This window comes from Nocardia sp. CS682 (assembly GCF_004634405.1).
Classification (GTDB): domain Bacteria; phylum Actinomycetota; class Actinomycetes; order Mycobacteriales; family Mycobacteriaceae; genus Nocardia; species Nocardia ninae.
Genome location: NZ_CP029710.1, coordinates 6,349,410 through 6,367,216, shown reverse-complemented (window position 1 = coordinate 6,367,216; position 17,807 = coordinate 6,349,410). Strand labels below are relative to the sequence as shown.

Sequence of the window (17,807 nt, the reverse complement as noted above, 5' to 3'; positions counted from 1 at the left end):
GTTACTAACCCGTACGAAACATGAGCTCTCCTCATGTTGACAGTTATCTAATCGTTATAATCCCTGGTAGGGTTACTGACCAGTACGCCACGCCCGCCCGGAGCTTCGCGAAGTCGGTCAAGCCCGGTAGAGTTTGCACGGTCGTACCATCACGCGCGAGTGGCGAAATTGGCAGACGCGCCAGATTTAGGTTCTGGTGTCCACGGACGTAGGGGTTCAAGTCCCCTCTCGCGCACAGCTTTGCGTCACGCGTGACGCAGTCACGGTCCGGGTGTCCAAGAAGTCTCGAACACCCGGGCACACCGCTAATTACCAGCATCTATACGACGGTCGCCAGCCGGACACAGCACGCTTCGCGACGCCCCGAGCGCTTCCATACGGAGATACCGACCGCCCCAAGCTGGTTCCACCCGACTCCCCCACCCGAACTGATCTACCGTCCAGTTCGCCGCGCCCAGATTGTCCGAGTAGCTGACGTCGCCCGCACCCACGGTGTGTCGCAGGTAAACGATGACCGCCGAATCGCTGACAAGCACGTCATGGGAGCGCTAAGGTGACCGACCGCCATTCGCCTGGAAGTAGCCACCACCGATTCCGGCGTCCTGCTCATCCGTCCGCGCGAGCAGCGCATCGTCACCGGTGGCAGCCATACCTCCCCGTATCGTCGGCGGCGGCCAGTGGGCATCTTCGTCGGCGACCGAGTGCTGCCGCTCGGGCAACGCAGTACCGGGCGCCTAACCTCCTGCCGCCGCAGCGGCGCACTCGCGGTACGCCCGCACGACCTCGACCGCGAGCAATGCCTGCTCTATCTGCGGGAACGGACGGCATCGACCGTTGGCAGCCGGTCTCCCCACCCCTGACACAGCATTTGATCAACCACCCCGAGCAGCGGTACCGCCCGCCGATGGGGCAGTTGCTGCGCTACCGACACCTACGTCAAGTCGAATCTCGCCGAGGTGGCCGCCGCATTGGCGGTACTCACCGGCGACCGCATCCGATCTTGTCCAGACAACTGCCCAGCCCGACCGCTAGTACCGGGCCCGCACGCTGATCACTTGGAAGGCTCACCCGGCCGACACCACGCTCGAACTCACCTCAACTGAACCCGCTCACCCCGATGTACGCACGCCCCAGCATTCGCGTGCGCACAGCTTCTTCTGGAGCGTGCTCACCGCGGCGGCCGCGATCAGCATCGCGTGCGGCGAATGCGGGCCAGGATCTGCTTTCCGTGCGCCCGGTACGAACCTTCCCCTTACTGCCGAGCACGAGCGCTATGCAGCCCGGGATCACGGGCAACGCGAACCAGATCGGCAGCCCTGCGAGGGTTTCCGCGCGTGGGTCCCGTGGGCAGGGATAGTTACGCGTTGCGAAGGTCGCTGCCCCCGCGATGCATGCGAGACCAAGAACAACGTACGCCATTCAACTGGACCGTTGGGATGATCGTGGTGCCGGACCGGACGGCGACACAGGTGTATTCAGCCGTCGATGACAGCAGCGTCGAAGGGGAGCTGTCCAGCCACGAGTTTCGCTGAGCTGAGCGCACGCAAGAAGCACCACCGCGCGGCGTAGTCCCTGATGAGCGTCCGCACATACCGCGTGCAGCGCGTTCGCAATCGCCCGCTTTTGGCTCCCCTCTCGCGTCAAGACATGATTCGCAGGTCGGGAGTATTCTGGTTATCGGTGAGTCCGGGTTGTGGCTTGTCCGAAGTGCCGGTGTGCGGGGTTGAGCCGGTCGCGCTGGAGTCAAGAGTCGCCCCCGATTGCCCTCCCGGGCTTGCCGTTTCCCGTCGTTGCTGGTCGGCGAGCATGCGCGCGTAGACGATATTGGACAGGCGGCGTTTCAACGCCCGCGTCGCTTCCATCGAGGTCTTGCCCGCAGCTTTGCGGCGGTCGTAATAGGTGCGGCCCGCGCTGGGATTACGCAGCTGAACGATGGCCATGATGTGCAAGACCCGATTGATTTTCCGGTTCCCGGCACGCGATAGCCGATGCCGTTGCTGCTGACCAGAAGAAGCATCCAAGGGGGCGGTGCCGTTCCAGGACGCGAACCGGTTGCGGTCCCGGAATCGGTGCAGGTCACCGACATCGGCAAGCAGCCGGGCGGCCCCAGCGGGTCCGATCCCGTTGAGGTCGGTCAAGGTGGAACCACGTTCGGCGACGAGCTCGCGCAATTCCTTATCCGCGGTCTTGATCTTGCGATCGATGACCTCCAGTTGACCGATCAACTCAACGGTCAGGCGGCGGCGGACCTTGCCTGCGGGATCACGGGGCTTGACGGTCGCGACCAACTTCCGTGCTTGCATCGCGGACAGGAATTTCTTAGCCCCGCCGGGCAGCAATTCCAGCAGCAACCGGTGTAAACGGTTGACGGTGTCGGTGCGGGCGCGGCCGAGTTCGTCGCGTCGGTCGGCGAGCATGCCCAACGCGATCAGTTCCGAATCAGCTTGCACGCGATGCAGATTCGGTGAACGTAAAGCCGCCAACGCTACTGAATGCGCATCGACAGGATCGGTTTTGCGGCCGTTGCCGGTGGCGAATACCCGCACCTGCGCCGAGAGTTTCGCCGGCACGTCGACGACGGTTTCACCGTCATGGACCAGGCGGTGGGCGAGGTGGCGGCCGATGCCATTGCATCCCTCGATCGCCCACACCCGATCCGGGTATCGCCTTGCGGCGGTGAGCATTGCGCTGTAGCCGGCGTTGTCGGTGTCATATCGCCCCGTCGCCAGCACCGCTGCCGCGGGGTCGATGATTTCGATCGTGGCTGAGCGTTTGTGCGGGTCCATCCCGATGATGACCTTCACCAGTGCATCCTTCCCGAATCGACGGATGGTGTCCGTGCGGGAAGGCACCGCTACTTCGAGCTGGGCAAACCCCTCTTAAGCCATTCCCTGCACGGTGACCGGTGAGGAGCAAGCCATTTGAGAGCCACACCAATGACGCAGGTGGGCAGCCGATTACCGAGCTTCTCACCGGGCACCTGGACCCGATCCTGGCCGGGATCAAGCCCTAGCGCCAATGCTAAGTAGCCGAAGAGCGCGCGTCTGCTTTGGAGGCAGCCTTGGGCAGGTTTCCGGGGTCAGTCGTCGCGTTCTGGCGATTCGGTTTGATTCAGTTCGGGTTGTCCGGAGTGTTCATGGCCCTTGTGGCGCCCACGACGGCACCGAGGCCTGAGTCGGCGTGTCTCGATCCGAGGTGTCCGTGGCTCCGAATACATGGACGTAGCGTGAACCGACTGGCTGGCCTACCTCGAAGGATGGTTACCGATATGCGCATTGGTCGTCCCCGAATTACCGCCCGTGATCTAGGGGACTGATGCAGGATCCGGTGACAGTTTCGGTCACGCGGCCTGACTGGCCGGTGCGGTCATGATGACCTCGTATTCGACGGGGGTCAAACGGCCGAGCCCGGCCTGTCGCCGCCGCCGGTGATAGGTGCGTTCGATCCAGGTGACGATCGCGAGGCGCGATTCCTCACGCGTGGACCAGGGTCGGCGATCGAGGACATTCTTCTGCAGCAACGCGAAGAAGCTCTCCATCGCGGCGTTATCGCCAGCCGCACCGACCCGGCCCATGGATCCGGCCATGCCGTGACGAGTCAAGGCGCGCAGGAACTTACGGCTCCGAAATTGCGACCCACGGTCGCTGTGCAGGACGCAACCGGCCACGTCGCCGCGGCGGGCGACCGCGTTGTTGAGCGCGTGGACGGCCAATACCGATTTCATCCGGGAATCGATGGAATAGCCGACGATCCGGTTGGAGAACACGTCCTTGACCGCGCAGAGATAGAGCTTGCCTTCACCGGTCCAATGTTCGGTAATGTCGGTGAGCCACAAACGATTCGGGGCATCAGCGGTGAAATTGCGGAGCACCAGATCGTCGTGGACCGGCGGCCCGGCCCGGCCCTTTCCACCGCGCTTCTTGCCGAACACGCTCCACCAGCCTCGGGCCGAACAGATCCGCCACGCGGTCCGGTCGGCCATCGGCTCACCCGCGGCGCGGGCCTCGTCGGCCAGGAACCGATAGCCGAACTCCGGATCGTCTCGATGAGCGTCGAACAGCGCGTTCGCGCGATAGGCCTGCTCGAGCTCGGCCGGTGTGACAGGTTCGGCGAGCCACCGGTAGAACGGTTGGCGGGCCAGCCCCAACACCCGGCACGTCACCGCGACGGGAATCCCGTCGTCGGCCAGCTCACGAACGAGCGGGTAGGTCATTTTCCCGGCAGACTCGCCTGCGCGAAATAGGCGGCGGCCCGTTTGAGGACCTCGTTCTCCTGCTCCAGCAACCGGATTCGGCGTTTCGCCTCACGCAACTCCGCCGGCTCGCTCGAGGTCTTGCCTGGCTTCGTGCCTTCGTCGACGTCGGTTTGGCGCATCCATTTCGACAGCGTCATCGGGTGGACCCCGAAATCGGCGGCGATCTGCTCCAGCGTCACCCCGGCATCACGGTCACGAGCAACCCGGACGACATCGTCACGGAACTCACGAGGGTAGGGCTTGGGCACAGCGACATCCTTCCAGCCCGCCCGAAGGCAAGCCAACTCGGTTGTCACCTATCCCTGCATCAGTCCCGACCTATGCCGAGATAGTGCGCCACCTCGGCATAGGTTCGTCCCTGGTAGTAGGCCAGGGTGATGGCTTCACGCTGAGCAGCACTCAGGCTGTCCAGGCCGGCGAGCACGGCCTGCTGTTCGAGGGTGTTCTCCACCGTTTCGGCGACTTCATCGAATTCCCGTCCCACAGCTTTGATCCCGTAGTCGAACTCACGCGCGAAACTCGCACGTTCACGACGGACCCGGTCGACCGCGCGTCGATGCGCCAACGTCAGCAACCACGTGGTCGCCGAACCCTTGCCCGGATCGAACGAGGCCGCGGTACGCCACACCTGTAGATAGGTCTCCTGGGTGATGTCCTCGGCGTAGCCCCGGTCACAGACCACCCGCGACACCAGACCGAACACCCGACCACACGTGCGGTCATACAACTCGCAAACGCCGGCTGATCGGCATCGGCGCACCGCCGCAACAACGCGGCCAGCTCAACACTTTCAGCAGCCACCTCGCCACCGACGACCTCGGTAGCCGACCCCGCCATCACCACCCGCTACCCCCTGCCATAAGACCGGCAACGATAGCGGACGACTATAGCCACTGCCAGTGAAGCGTCACTTCCCCCGCACGCCCAGCCCCGACCCGCCGTTGCCAGAAGACCGCAGGCGCAAGAACGTCCGCCTCTGCCGAATTGAGTGCATTCGATCCGGCGACGATGTCGGGCGATCGAGGGTGTCACCAGGCATGCTGGCTGGACAACCGAGCTGAAGTGCGCTGGAAACGAGTGGGTTCGCAGATTCTCGTAGCGCTGAACCGTTAACCCGCCTGGTGCTGTGGGTGGAAAACCGACCCGATTCCAGGAGTTCGATGCGGTGGCGCGTCGCTGAAGTACAGAAGGCACTGCGCCTCAGCGACGCTCGTATCCGAACTGGCGCATCCCGTTTGTTCGTGCGAAGCGATGCACCATCAAGCATTCGGAGTCACTGCCTGTTCGGATTGCTCGAAATCTCAAGATGTCTTCGGGCTGGTGTTGCCGAACCTCCGCAAGCTGCGGCAGGCGGGCACGTCGGTAACCGCGCTCGCGCCCGCAACGCCCACTCCAGGACACTCCTGGTCGTGGCATCTCCGAGTAAGTGGGGGCACGACGTGCGCCGTACCCGACTTGCTCTCCCGCAACCGAGCACGAAACGCCCGGCCGGGAGCCAGTCGGCTGGCTGTGGTCACCCACAACACCTCAACGACACTGCCCCGACCACAGTGGTCAGGGGCAGTGTCGCTCGGAGCTCCTCCAGCCGGAGCCGGACATCGGCGAACTACTTTTGCGGCGGCCTGATACGAACCATCACGCCGCCTGTCTTGGCGAGAGTGGAGTAGCCCGGCACACTGAGCAGCGTTGCAGAGAGCAACACCCGGCCCAGATGATCGTGGGCCAACACTGCGGACCACTTGTGCTTGGCACCATCGCAGGCGAAATTCATGCTCCGCCCATGGATTCCCTCCCCCTCGACAGCGACGTGCGCCTTACCGCCCCCAGAACACGACGCGGTACCCGTCGCAGTCACGTAGTGGATTCGATAGCCGTCCGCGGCGGCTTCGTCCTTCATGGTGATCGTCGCACCAGCGGCAGACGCGATCGGCGCGTCAACAGCAACACCTATCAGTACCGCGGATGCGGCTACGAGAACTCCGGACAGGATCTTCATTGCGATAGTCCTTCCCATGTTCGGACAGGGCACATGACCCAGGGCCACCGTGCCTAGATACGGCGCAAGCAGTGCACCACCACCACCTATTCGTTCCAGCCAGAAGCTTGGACTGGAAGCCGAGGCGTTGCGTGCACCCAGCCCGTGCGTCGCCAGGGGTGACCGCACCGGCATGCGGCAGCTAGGAGCGGTGTCGGGAATCGATTCTCGACACTGCCGCGCGGTGGACCAACATCCGGTGCCGCAGGGCGCGTGCTGGACAGCAGTGCAAATCTGTTGCTCGTCCCCAGCCGCTTGGCCTGCGGCGGCTGGGCTTTCAGCTCAGTGGACCTCCCATGTCCGCTCATGCCGCATCCCGCGCGGTCCGCAGTGGCTAGAGGAAGCCCGCTGAAGATCGAAGGCCCCGAGGCATCGCGGGGCCGTCGCGGTCTCCGCACATGCCGAATTGAGTATGGTGGCGGGTCTTGAGCCTGTTGTATCACCTGGTCCATCAGTGCTCGGAGTGGACAGTTGAGCGAAGAGAAGAGTGATGACTGATCCCAGTTGGCAGCTCGTGCAGGCAGATAAAGTCATCGGCGTCCTGACTCAGGACGCCGTCGACATGTACTGGACAGACTGCGTGTTCGAGCCTGGACCTGGATGGGTTGATCTCCAGCCGTTGTTCACTGCTTCTCGCGACGCTTGGCAACGCGGTGACTCGAGGGCGGCCGTCGAAGCCGATGAGGCGATACAGGCACGGGGACTTGTCCTCGTGCCGATCGGTGGCGGGCCGCCGCGGAGAGAATTTCTCATCCGTATCAACGGAGACAAGGCCCGCTTTCGTTACTGATCACACTGAGACGATGCGCAGGGAGATGATGCTGCCGATGTCCGCACATGCCGCCTATCGCGCGATGTCGCACGACCGCTCCGGAATCCCTCGCCGGTGCGTCTCAAATGGTGTGGCGGTGGGGTCCAACTGCCGGATAAGGTGCGCTGGTTCTGTTGGTGATCGTGGTGAGGTGCGCAGTGGTTCGGGATGAAGAGGTGCCGGTCACCGTGCTGTGGCGCCCGACCGGTCCGGAGGAGCTCGCGCTGGTTCGCCAGTCCGGCTGGCGCGCTTGGCCTCCCAGACTCCCTGAACAGCCGATCTTTTATCCGGTCCTCAACGAGGACTACGCGATTAACATCGCGCGTGACTGGAATGTCGCCCACCACGGAGTGGGCTATGTGACTCGCTTCCGGGTTGCCAAGGACTTCCTCGGGCGCTATCCGGTTCAGCAAGTGGGCGGGAAGACCATTCTGGAGCTATGGGTGCCAGCCGAAGAGTTGGAGGAGTTCAACGCTCACCTGGTCGGCCCGATCGAGGTCGTACACGAGTTCCGGTGATGGAGACTCATCTCCAGATCGGCTGGCCTGCATCATGTTTGATGCAGCGGCGCGCGCTCATGGCGATGTGCGTGTGATTGCGGGGCCGCCGGCTTATATGGAGGAATTGTCCGTCGGTGGCTGGTCGTAGAAAATCCGCTCGAGCGTCTCTCGGAGTGGTCGATCCAACGGCCTCCCGCCGGTGTCGAATCCTGGTGCCGGATTGTCGGCGAACCCACCGATCTGCTCGCTCTGGCCGTCCGCTGTCGTGGCCCAGACCTCGGTGTCGGCGGGACGCCAGATGACCACCGTGTCGGGATAGTGAGTCAGTTCGGCCAGCATGGAATCCGGCCCGCGGAACGTCAGGCCAATCTTGCCCGCCGCCGGGAACTCATACGTCATCGCTTCCGGCTCGACGATGATCGAGAATTGATGGCTGTCGAGTGGGGCTGTGACAGCCAATCGGAACTCCATCTGCCAATCATGCCCGACATCCAAGCAATTCGACTGTTCAGTTCGTATCGTCGCGGTCCATAGGCAAGGGCAGGACGGGATACTGCCGTGTGCTGTGCTTTACCTCGGTCAGAGAACGCTCACATGGTTTCCGTAATGACCGTTCAGAGCGTCCTTTGCGGCGTCGGCGATGATCTGGCGGCTGTCTTTCGAGCATCGGCTGAGAAACCCACGCACGCGAGGCCCGGACCAACCGGCTGCCGCGACCGCCGGCCAGTAAGGCAGGGACTTATGGTTGAGATCGCGGAAGTTTGCCTCGGCGTAGTCGAGGACGTCGTCGACCGCGGTGTCGGGGAAGTTCAGTCGCAGCATCGCCACCGCGCGCAGCGCGCCGTCAGCGAGAAGTTCGACATCTTGCTGCAGGCACCACAAGGCAGGAGCCGGGTCGTTGTCGACCTCACGACCCAGGCGGACAATGGCGTCGCCAAGGGCAACGTTGACCACAGTTGCCGAGCGAGGTTGCAGCGCCAGTCCTTTCAACAGTTCGACATCGCCACGGCCACCAGTCATCCCCAGTGCCATGATCAATTGGTACTGGGTCTCCCAGGTGCGCTTGTCCAGCACTTCACGTTCGACCGCGGTGCGAACTTCGGTCGCTGTCGTCGGGTCCGCGAGCACGCGCAGCCGTTTGGCTCCTCGTCGCCGCCGCGCCGAGAGCGAGTCCGTCAGTAGCGCCAATGCCTCATCTCGCGACAGCGTCATCCAGCTCTGCCTAACCGTGTTCCCACATCGTTGATCCATCGCATAGTTCCACACCGGATGACAGGGACGCGTTCAACTTCCAATGCGGACATCCGCACATGCCGCGACCCGCGCGGTTCGACGAGGACCAGCGCGGGCGTGCGGAAGATCAACGGGCAGAGATCATCTCAGCGTCGGCAATGCCCGCACATGCCGATTTCAGCACGTCAGCCCTAATCAACTGCCAGTCCTGACCGCGGCCTTCAAGTACGCAGGCAGGATTGCCGTGGAGTCACAGGGACGGCGCAGCCAGTTTCCTCAACGCCTGCGCAGGGCGGGTGTGAGAGTCTGAGGCATCCAAAGGCTCGGCGGCACCGAATGTACTGGAAGCTCCGATACGGACCACGCGTATCGCCACCGTCCATGTTGAATGCCCAGGAGGCAATTGTGAGGGTACGCTTGTCCGCGCTCCTCGTAACCGGATTTTCCGCGCTGCTGATCTCCGGTGTGGCCTCGCCGCACCTGGCCTATGCGGATACCAGCGCCGCCGACAGAGCCGATGAGTTGGAGAACTCGATCAGCAAAGCCAAATGGGGGAAACTCGTAGATCGTTTCTGTAAGAATCCCATCAACCCGAAGAACAACCTGGAAGCTTCGAGGGCCGATTTCAGCGATGCCGGAATCAATGCCTATGACAAGGCTCTTCACATGAGTCCGCTGGAGCTCACTCAGGACCCGTACAAGGTCGCTCGCGCGCGGACAATGGTGGATGGCAAATACGGTAATTTCGCGCCAACCCCTGGTTTCACGGATGAAGATACGCTGCGGCTATGGCGGGCTTTGGTTTGTGAGGTTGCTGCTTACAAGAGGGAGTGGCACAACGAGTTCAAGGCTGCGACCGAAAAGTATGGAAAACAGATGAAGCCAGAATACGACGATGATGAGGCCGTCCTCAAACTGTTTGAAGCCAAGTATAAAGCGATGGATGATGCGCTGAAGCTCGCGGGTAAGTAGTCGCAGCACCCTGCCGTTCCGCGCGGCAGGGTCATCGCTGCGATGTGGCCGGGAGCATGCTCGATGGTCTCGTTGACGCCGCCGAACATGCTCCACGTGCTTCGGGTAGGCAGTGCGGCGGGTGTAGCTGAAGCGCAGAAGTGGCTCAGGAGCCTGAAAGTGAACCTGTCAGGTTCCTGCTGGAACGCACTCTCATGCCGCGGAGCGCGCGATCTCCGAGAGTTGCGGTGCCGCGAGCGACCGACCTTCTTCCGGGCAGCCCGGTGATCTTGACCTAGTCCGCAGCTTCGATAGCCTCGTTTGTGTTGTGCCTCACAGGACCGTTCACTACTAGCGATAGGAGGCTGCCGACATGGGCGCTTTCAGCGAAAAGTACGACAAGGTGGATTGGAGCAACGCGAAGACCATCCCCACTGACGACCTCAACGACGAGGACTACCACGAGGTCGAGGACACCGATACCGACGTCAGTACCGAGGTCGGTACACCGATCGACCCCGCGATACAGCGGGAGATCGATCTCGGGAGGTATTGATCAGGCGGCGGTGGCATCGCCGCCCGCGGCGTTGAGGTTGCCGTTGGGAGTTATGGCCGCCGCCAGCAAACGTCGGCCGGGCGCGACTCAAGACATGGAGCGTGCCCATTTCTGTGCGGCTATACGAGCGCAGCGCAGGAGATCTGGCACGCCGCTCATGGCACCCCTTGAGGTCAGGACCTGGTTGGGGGGTCGGAGCCGTCGCGGAACACGCCCGAAGATCAACGGGCTGAGGCTATCTCAATCATCGGCAACGCACTGAAATGCCGCGCGGCGCGCGATCCCCAAGGCCGCGAGGCTCAGGCCGACGAACGCACTAAACTGCCGATCTCAGGTCACCTCTCGGTGGTGATGGCATACTCTGCCGCGCGTTCGGCCTCGCCAGGGGTAGAGATGGACTGTCACTACACGCGAGACGAGCTGCGCACGTGGGGGATTCCGCACGTATCTTGCGTAAGAATATTGCATGATCTGAATGGGAACGCGGTCATGCCACTGCTGCACAGCTCAGCGCGGCGGCTCGCTCATGCCGGAGAGCGCAAGGTCTTCTGTTGGTGCGGCAATCCGTGATGCTTTTGGTTTCGAATAGAAGTTCGGGTCCGCCTCGCATGTGTCATATGTGACCGGCTCCACCGGTTCTATCGCAATCATGGGAGGTCGGAATGGAAATTCGTATCCAGGGGACGCGCTCGGTACAGGCCGGATCTGCGGTGATGGGGCTGATAGTTGCGGGGCTGGTTGTGTGCAGTCCCATTGCCGTTGCTGACGAAACCTCCTCATCGGGGGCCGCTCCGGCGCTGTGCTCGAGTGAAGAGGAGAAAGCCGGGGATGCTGACGTGGCACGCTGTCACGCCCGGCGCGCCGCTAGTGCCGCGTACCGGACGCGCGAGGCCGCCGAGTACGCCGAAGCACAACGGGGCAATAAGGTAGCCGATATCGATTTCGCTCTGATGAAGAGGCGGGTCGAAGGCGCACGCGAATCAGCAGACCAAGCCGCAAAAGCGGCAGAATCAAAGGACGCCCAAACGGCAGCGAGCTTGGCCGCATCGGCATCGGGCACAGCCTTTGCGGCAGCCCATGAAACAGCGAAGATGTTGGGTGGATACGGAAATATTCCGAATCCCAAAGGTGGACCTGACTATGTCGGCTATTTCGGCCCCCACGGGGACGCGGCTGTCGCAGCAAGGCATGCTTACAAACGGGCGGATTTCGGCAGGCGCAATCACGGGTTGGATATCAGCGATAATACCCTGGCTGATGAAGCTGAAGCCAAAGCGGTTGATGCATTTCGAACAGCGGGATGGATTGTCAGGTAAGCATATTGAAAGGGTAATGAACCTGATCGCCGCTAACGGGCATGCTGGCATACCGTGAGCAGCGGTGCACGGAGTTAATTTCGCCCTCGGTGGGATGCGTCTGAGGCATCCCACCGAGGAATTTGTGCCGTGCTCAACTCATGAAAGACTCACAGCATCGCACGGGTACCTCTCGTCGCGTCACTTCAACCACATCGCATGACGAACGGGACTGCCCCGACCCGCGCGTTCGAGCCGGGTGTGCTCGCTGGCTTTGTTGATATCGTCGAGCATGGGCTGTGCGCGCGGCAGATTGGCGGTGGCGCATCGCTGAAGTGCAGAAGGCACTGCACCTCAGCGACGCTCGTATCCGAACCGGCGCATGATGTTGCTCCTGCGAGCGATGAACCATCAGGGATTCAGAGTCACTGCCTGGTGGGATTGCTCGGCATCTCAGGGGCGTATCCCGGCTGGTGGTTGTCGCCATCGTTGAGCATGGGCACTTCACCGGATATCGACGCCATCTTCGATCTCTCCGCATCCCACGAACGAAGTCAAGGTCCGGTAGGGAGCCAGTCCCCAAGCGCACGGCTGAGTCCGTTGTACCGCGCAGTCCAGTAGTCCTTGATGGTGGCCTTCTCTTTCTCGGCGCTCAGGCCACGCAAATCGGGGGCGAGGCTTGTCTGGCCGTCCTCGATCAGCTTGGTCAGGACCTTGTAGTAGGCGTTCACGTCGTGGTGGTCGGGATTGCACAGCTTGAGTCGTGATTCGTCGGTGAACTCTTTGGTGCCCAGGACCTGCTGGCGCGCTTGAGAGATCGGATCTTTGGGTGAGTCGAAGGTGACCGGCAGAAATCTGATCCACTTGTCGATCTCTTTGAGCTTCGTCGACGACATCGGGTCTTTCGTGCATACCGCCTTTTCCAGCCGGTATTCCGCCTGGGGAGCGAAGACGTCGTAATAGCCGCGTGGATCGGTCAGCGGTATCCGGAGTACGTAACCGGTTTGATATTCGTCACTTACTTCTGTTGACGGCTGCGAATCGGCGAAGGCGGGAGGAGATATCGCAGCGCTCGCAGTCAACACCAGGGCAGCAGCAGCGATCTTGGTGTAGTGGTTGATATCGAACCTCCGTGTGGCGGGTAGTGTTCAGCCGCACTTGTCGTTCAGCGGGCGTTGATCAGATATTCGTAGCCCCGGACGACTCGGATGGCCCTCAGCATCGTCTACCGCAGCGTGGCAGGCGAGCCGGTCAGCGGTTGGGTGACTCTCGGTTGTGACAGCGAAACGGCTTACTCGGGCCAAGCCCGGCCACCGCCAGGTTCCGACGGAATGTGCGGTTCGCTACTGACCATTCGGGCGGATGTACCAGAAGATGGGAACCATGTTGGAGGTAGGCGTGTCCTCCCAGGGTGACCGTCGAGCGAGCCCGCATGCCGACAGCCACGATGCGTTCAGATCACTTACCCGAACAGACGTCCGGAAATCTATGCAAGCTACTAGCGCGGCGGTTTCGCCACCGACAGCACCTAATCGGCCTAGCCGTTGGAACGACCCGTAGTCACATCCGACGGGCCAACGTCTTTCTATGCCTCTGCGCGGGCGTTGGTTTCCCGTGCGGCGCAACAGATTTGGTATCGCCGCAACCTTCGGGCGTGCGACGATTTGTAGCGGTCGATATCGCGCCGACCAGAGGAGAGACCGATATGTCTGACGAGCAAGCCACACCCGAAGTCACTGATATTGGGCTGATTCCGGCAACCGAGGTCAATCCAGAGGAGGTAGGCACTCTGTCACTCACTTACACCGACGGGGTTCCCGTTCTGACTCTTACGGAGGGACAGCTGCTCCAGCGGCCATCGCCCTCGTAGATGATTCTGGAAATACGGTGGCGGCATACACTGCGGCTTCGGTCGTAAAGGACGGAGTTAGCGTTGAGCCTCTCGTCCCGGAAGCCGGAAACGGGCTCTCCATCACCAGTCGCACCGCAAGCCTCGCTACCACCCCCCGACCCTCTACTCCCAGCACTACCTGAGCCCTAGGTGATTGGCGATGCCGCCGCCCTCCAGGCACCGGCGGCGGCATCACCGCTTCCAGCCCGCCCTCGTCCAATGCTGGCACGAACGCCCTTGTAATGCCGCGGAGCGCGCGGTCCGCGACCCAGACTCGCTGCGGCTCAGGACGTCCCAAATTTGCCGACGAGCGGACGTAAGTTTCGCAGACTCTCCGACGGCCGTTAGTAGCTGTTATCGGAAGTCAGCCTGGTGGACGGCCCAGTCCGCGCTCGACGGTTGTCCTGACTTACTAGGGTCTACGTGGCGGCGTGGCAGCAGCATTCTCACGTATGTGGCGAGGGAAAGTAGCGGTGTAACCGACCAAGATTCGGCGCCGAGGGAGCGGAGCGGTTGCCCCCATCGGGGACAGTCGCATGAGAGAGCCATCCGTGCCGCTCGACAGCAACGAATACTGTCGGGTCGCGTGTCTGTCTGGTGCCGTAGGCGCTGAAACGGCCCCGGGACGGGCGCTACCGGCGCACATTCCGTGTTGTCCCATCCGAAAAGGACATGATGATCACTCCAGGACGTTCAACCGTCCCCGCCCTTGCCACATTGATCGCGGTAGTCGGTGCCGGATTGGTGGTCGGCTCGGCCGCACCGGCGGCTGCGGTAGCCGAATGCGGCGCCACCGAGGCCGACTGGAAAGGGACCTTTGCCTCGGCTGGCTCGTCGCAAATCGAAAACCCCGCTACTTTGACCTTCAAAGGAGACGGGACGCTGAGCACTGAAGATCCCGGTCAGCCCGAGGGTGAGGGAACCTACAAGATCGGCGACTCCGGGACCACCGTCGACTACGCCTATGAAACTGAAGACCGCAACCACAATCCCATCAACGTCGAGGTCACCTACCTGATCAGGTCCCTCAGTTGCGTGGACGGCGGTTCGGTCGTGACTGCGTTCACCGCCATTACCGCCGACGGTAAGGCGGTCGTCACGTACGCCAAGAAGCAGTAGTTCGCGCTGTGAGGTGAAGGGGGTGTCGCCGGGCCAGGGGCGCCTCTTCGCTTCGTTGTGACGATGCCAGATAACTATGCGCCGCTCAGGGCACAAACGTCCGGAAATGCCGCCGAGCGGGCATTCTCGAGAGCACAGGCGTTGGCGCGCAGTCGATCTCGCGAACATCCGCAACTGCAGGTGAGCGAGTGTCGATCGTGATGTCCGCCTGAGCCGACACCGAATGAGCGGAAGTAGGTCCAGGATCGGCGTGGATAACATCCTCGGCGACGGTGGGAGAGGTATGCCGGAGGTTGTGAGCTTGAAGGCGGTTGATTCCGCAGGTGTGTTCTGACCGTGCGTGCTTCGTCTGGGCGAGTCGTCGGTGGCGCGGGCGGAGTTGGTGGGTCATGGCGTGTTCGGGGCGGTTGATGATGACTAGGGGAAGCGCTGCTGAGTGCGGCCGGGATGTCTACACTCACGCGATGTCGAACGTGTTCTGGGCAAGCGCCGCCATCAGCACCGCTTTCGCCGTGCTCATCGCGGCACGTCTGCCTTCTCGCCGTCGGCAGCAGTGACGGCGAACGTGCCGAGGTGGCTCGGCGGTGTGGTGTTCACCCCTGGACTGATGGCGTTCACCGGTGAAATCGGGGACACCGCAGCACATTCCCACGCTGCGGTGCAGTTCCTGCTTGTCACCACCGGTGAGCTGACCCTGACCGACTCCACCGGGCACACGATCTCTGCCCAGCAGGCGATCATTCCTCCGGGGATTCGCCACGAAGTCCGCGCCACCCCCACCACTACCGGCTTCTTCGCTTACCTCGATTCGGCCAGCATCACCGGCCGCGCTGCCTTGGCCCGCCTCGATGGCCTACCCCCTGACCAGGTGTCGAGTTGGATCACCGCGGCGACCCCGCGAGCCACTCCTGCAGTGCCACTGCCCGACTCGGCATCGCCTGTTCCAGGGCGGTCCTCGCATCCAGTGGTGACCCGAGCGCTGCGCGTGGCGGCCGCGGCGCCGAGCGGTCCGCCGCCGCTGGGCGAGCTCGCCGCCGCCGTCGCGATGTCACCGAGCCGCCTATCGCATCTGTTCGCCGCCGAAGTCGGGCTGCCCTACGCCGCGTGGCGGCGCTGGACCCGCCTGCAACTAGCCGTCGGCACCGTCCGCGCAGGCGGATCGCTGACCGAAGCCGCGCACGCCGCCGGTTTCACCGACAGCGCGCATCTGACCAAAACCTGCCGCGACCTGTTCGGCATCACCCCCACCGAAGCCCTCATCGCCACCGGCTGGCGACCCCGCACGCCTCAGTCCAGCTGATTTCTACAAGCCGCGGGCCACGCCCGACAGCGACGCTGAACACATGTCCACGATCACTGCACCTCTCATCCGCTACGGCTACGTGCCGTTGATGCTGATCGGCATCAACGGCGCAGGCATCGCCCTGGCAGCCAGCGGAGCCAACAAAGCGTGGCTGCTGGCTCTGCTCGTCACCGCCATCGCGTTATCGTTCGCCGCCGAACGCTTACTGCCCTATCACGATGCCTGGAACACCCCGGCCGGGGACGCCGGCCGCGACACCACCCACACCTTCGTCAACGAAACCCTCATCCTCGCCAGCGTCGCCGCGATCCCCGCCTTGGCCGCGCTGATCCCCGGCGACGGAATCTGGCCCAGCAACTGGCCTTTCCTCGTCCAGGTACTGATCGCGATCCTGGTCGCCGACCTCGGTATCACCCTGACCCACTACGCCAGCCACAAGATCGGGGTCCTGTGGCGGTTCCACGCCGTGCACCACAGCCTCACCCGCTTCTACGGCCTCAACGGCCTGATGAAGCACCCCCTGCATCAAACGATCGAAATGACCGCAGGCGTCACCCCGCTGCTGCTCATCGGCATTCCCGTCCCCGTCGCCGCCGCACTGTCTCTCGCGGTCGCGGTGCAGTTGCTGCTGCAACACTCCAACACCGACTACCGCGTCGGCCCCTTCAAACACCTACTCGCCCTCAACGAAGGACACCGCTTCCACCACCTCAAATGGGCGGGCATCGGCGACGTCAACTTCGGGCTGTTCACCCTCCTCTGGGACCACCTGCTACGCACCTACAGCTACGACCCAACTCGCCGATTCAGTAGCGCCGACCTAGGCATGGCCGCCAAGCCCGACTACCCCGTCAGCTACCTTGCCCAACTCGTCGAACCATTCACCCACCACGGTGCCTGCCACTTCGCCGACGCCACCACCGAAAGTTCCTCTGCCGCTTCGGCGGCCGACCGTGACGCGGGCTCTGTCGCGCCCATCAGCTGAACTCGATTGCTCACGAACGCTGCTCACACGAGAGTGGCTTTCAGAACCGGAGCAGAATGTCGTTGCAGGTGCCCGCGGGCGAGGGCACCTGCGCTCAGCAGGCGGCACGGTTCGAGCTCACCCCGGACGAGGGCCAGGTCGACAGCCCATTCGCTGAGATTGAGCAGGAGTAGCCCTCGGTGAACCTGCGCTGGCCCGCTGCGGCGATGCGCGGTCTTCGACCTCCTGACCCAGCTATTCGACTTCGCGTCGTAGCGAGTCGATCATGCCGAGGGCGATCTGGCCTGCTTCGCGGCGCACCTGTTCGTTGGCCGATTCGGCAAGGCTCCAAGCCAATTCGGTGAGCAGTCCGTAGATGGCGCGGACGATCAGGTGCGGCGATCGGGGGCGGAAGACGCCCGCCCGGATCAGCTCGTCGACCAGGTCGCCGATCAGGCCGACCATGTGGCGCTCGTCGAGCTCACGCCAGCGGTCCCAGCCCAGGGCGACCGGGCCTTGCTGCAGCACGATGCGCTGGTAGGCCACGTCGGTGCATTCGTCGAGGAAGACGTTCAAGGCCCGGACGGTGGTGTCCCACGGGTCGCCCGGCGTACCGAGTGCTTTCGTCAACCGCTCGGTCAGCTCCTGTTCGACCTGCTCGAAGACTGCCTCGAACAACCCTTGCTTGCCGTTGAAGTGGTGATATACGGCGCCGCGCGTCAGGCGGGCGGCCCCCGCGATCTCGTCGGCGGACAGTTCCGAGTACCGCCGTTCCATGAACAGCCGACGCCCCGCCTCCAATAGCGCGGATCGGGTGGCTTCGGCGTATTCCGCACGTCGTCCCTTGACAGTCACAGCAACAAGACTACATTCACATACATCATGTATCTGAGA

16 protein-coding genes and 1 tRNA gene are annotated in these 17,807 nt (G+C 62.9%); 9 read left to right on the top strand and 8 right to left on the bottom strand.

Annotated features, from left to right (window positions below):
- Window positions 1–153 precede the first annotated feature (153 nt).
- A tRNA-Leu gene (locus tag DMB37_RS28530) sits at window positions 154–235 on the top strand.
- Window positions 236–1,640: 1,405 nt separating this feature from the next.
- Here the strand turns inward: DMB37_RS28530 and DMB37_RS28525 are convergent.
- The 4 genes from DMB37_RS28525 to DMB37_RS28510 form a co-directional block, all read right to left on the bottom strand.
- Window positions 1,641–2,804, bottom strand: coding sequence for an IS110 family transposase (locus DMB37_RS28525; protein WP_135230933.1), 1,164 nt, complete (start codon window positions 2,802–2,804; stop codon window positions 1,641–1,643).
- Between the two features lie 536 nt (window positions 2,805–3,340).
- Window positions 3,341–4,503, bottom strand: a protein-coding gene (locus tag DMB37_RS28520) for an IS3 family transposase (RefSeq protein ID WP_135235311.1) whose coding sequence is annotated in 2 segments (ribosomal slippage) — window positions 3,341–4,216 and window positions 4,219–4,503 — 1,161 coding nt in all. Because the reading frame shifts where the segments join, the coding sequence is not laid out codon by codon here.
- A 59-nt stretch (window positions 4,504–4,562) separates the two neighbouring features.
- Window positions 4,563–4,958 carry a sigma-70 family RNA polymerase sigma factor gene (locus DMB37_RS28515; RefSeq protein WP_240771695.1) on the bottom strand — a complete coding sequence of 132 codons (396 nt, stop codon included), beginning with the start codon at window positions 4,956–4,958 and terminating at the stop codon, window positions 4,563–4,565.
- Window positions 4,959–5,861: 903 nt separating this feature from the next.
- A complete protein-coding gene (locus tag DMB37_RS28510; RefSeq protein WP_135235310.1) occupies window positions 5,862–6,251 on the bottom strand; it encodes a hypothetical protein in 390 nt (129 codons plus the stop codon).
- A gap of 529 nt (window positions 6,252–6,780) precedes the next feature.
- On the opposite strand from DMB37_RS28510, the gene DMB37_RS28505 reads away from it, so the two are divergent.
- Window positions 6,781–7,080 (top strand): hypothetical protein, encoded by a 300-nt coding sequence (locus DMB37_RS28505; protein ID WP_135235309.1) that lies wholly within the window; start codon window positions 6,781–6,783, stop codon window positions 7,078–7,080.
- Window positions 7,081–7,259: 179 nt separating this feature from the next.
- Window positions 7,260–7,619, top strand: a complete 360-nt coding sequence (locus tag DMB37_RS28500) for an ADP-ribosylation/crystallin J1 (protein ID WP_240771694.1) — start codon at window positions 7,260–7,262, stop codon at window positions 7,617–7,619.
- Window positions 7,620–7,712: 93 nt separating this feature from the next.
- On the opposite strand, the gene DMB37_RS28495 is transcribed toward DMB37_RS28500, so the two are convergent.
- Both DMB37_RS28495 and DMB37_RS28490 read right to left on the bottom strand, forming a co-directional pair.
- The gene (locus DMB37_RS28495) at window positions 7,713–8,060 is read right to left on the bottom strand and encodes a hypothetical protein (protein ID WP_135235308.1); all 348 of its coding nucleotides are present in this window, start codon (window positions 8,058–8,060) and stop codon (window positions 7,713–7,715) included.
- 120 nt (window positions 8,061–8,180) lie between these two features.
- A complete protein-coding gene (locus DMB37_RS28490; RefSeq protein ID WP_135235307.1) occupies window positions 8,181–8,813 on the bottom strand; it encodes a HEAT repeat domain-containing protein in 633 nt (210 codons plus the stop codon).
- Between the two features lie 402 nt (window positions 8,814–9,215).
- On the opposite strand from DMB37_RS28490, the gene DMB37_RS28485 reads away from it, so the two are divergent.
- The 3 genes from DMB37_RS28485 (at window position 9,216) to DMB37_RS28475 (ending at window position 11,657) form a co-directional block, all read left to right on the top strand.
- A complete protein-coding gene (locus DMB37_RS28485) occupies window positions 9,216–9,806 on the top strand; it encodes a hypothetical protein (RefSeq protein WP_135235306.1) in 591 nt (196 codons plus the stop codon).
- Between the two features lie 352 nt (window positions 9,807–10,158).
- Entirely contained in the window at window positions 10,159–10,341 is a 183-nt protein-coding gene (locus tag DMB37_RS28480; protein WP_135235305.1) for a hypothetical protein, read from the top strand.
- Between the two features lie 662 nt (window positions 10,342–11,003).
- Window positions 11,004–11,657: a hypothetical protein gene (locus DMB37_RS28475; protein ID WP_135235304.1), complete on the top strand. Its 654-nt coding sequence runs from the start codon at window positions 11,004–11,006 to the stop codon at window positions 11,655–11,657.
- Between the two features lie 533 nt (window positions 11,658–12,190).
- Here DMB37_RS28475 and DMB37_RS28470 read toward each other — a convergent pair.
- Window positions 12,191–12,721 carry a hypothetical protein gene (locus tag DMB37_RS28470; protein ID WP_135235303.1) on the bottom strand — a complete coding sequence of 177 codons (531 nt, stop codon included), beginning with the start codon at window positions 12,719–12,721 and terminating at the stop codon, window positions 12,191–12,193.
- Between the two features lie 1,523 nt (window positions 12,722–14,244).
- Between DMB37_RS28470 and DMB37_RS28465 the strand changes: the two genes are divergently transcribed.
- The 3 genes from DMB37_RS28465 to DMB37_RS28455 all read left to right on the top strand — a co-directional run bounded on the left by DMB37_RS28465 (window position 14,245) and on the right by DMB37_RS28455 (window position 16,934).
- Window positions 14,245–14,646, top strand: coding sequence for a hypothetical protein (locus DMB37_RS28465; protein WP_135235302.1), 402 nt, complete (start codon window positions 14,245–14,247; stop codon window positions 14,644–14,646).
- Window positions 14,647–15,232: 586 nt separating this feature from the next.
- Window positions 15,233–15,946, top strand: coding sequence for an AraC family transcriptional regulator (locus DMB37_RS28460; protein ID WP_240771693.1), 714 nt, complete (start codon window positions 15,233–15,235; stop codon window positions 15,944–15,946).
- 43 nt (window positions 15,947–15,989) lie between these two features.
- Complete coding sequence (locus tag DMB37_RS28455) at window positions 15,990–16,934, top strand: sterol desaturase family protein (RefSeq protein ID WP_135235301.1); 945 nt, start codon at window positions 15,990–15,992, stop codon at window positions 16,932–16,934.
- 234 nt (window positions 16,935–17,168) lie between these two features.
- Here the strand turns inward: DMB37_RS28455 and DMB37_RS28450 are convergent, their stop codons facing one another.
- Window positions 17,169–17,768, bottom strand: a complete 600-nt coding sequence (locus DMB37_RS28450) for a TetR/AcrR family transcriptional regulator (RefSeq protein WP_135235300.1) — start codon at window positions 17,766–17,768, stop codon at window positions 17,169–17,171.
- Window positions 17,769–17,807 lie beyond the last annotated feature (39 nt).

What these genes read in the sequence shown, in the direction of transcription:
- DMB37_RS28510 (WP_135235310.1), bottom strand. Translation starts at nt 6,251, where the DNA reads ATGAAGATCCTGTCCGGAGTTCTCGTAGCCGCATCCGCGGTACTGATA.
- DMB37_RS28505 (WP_135235309.1), top strand. Translation starts at nt 6,781, where the DNA reads ATGACTGATCCCAGTTGGCAGCTCGTGCAGGCAGATAAAGTCATCGGC.
- DMB37_RS28490 (WP_135235307.1), bottom strand. Translation starts at nt 8,813, where the DNA reads ATGACGCTGTCGCGAGATGAGGCATTGGCGCTACTGACGGACTCGCTC.
- DMB37_RS28485 (WP_135235306.1), top strand. Translation starts at nt 9,216, where the DNA reads ATGTTGAATGCCCAGGAGGCAATTGTGAGGGTACGCTTGTCCGCGCTC.
- DMB37_RS28480 (WP_135235305.1), top strand. Translation starts at nt 10,159, where the DNA reads ATGGGCGCTTTCAGCGAAAAGTACGACAAGGTGGATTGGAGCAACGCG.
- DMB37_RS28475 (WP_135235304.1), top strand. Translation starts at nt 11,004, where the DNA reads ATGGAAATTCGTATCCAGGGGACGCGCTCGGTACAGGCCGGATCTGCG.
- DMB37_RS28455 (WP_135235301.1), top strand. Translation starts at nt 15,990, where the DNA reads ATGTCCACGATCACTGCACCTCTCATCCGCTACGGCTACGTGCCGTTG.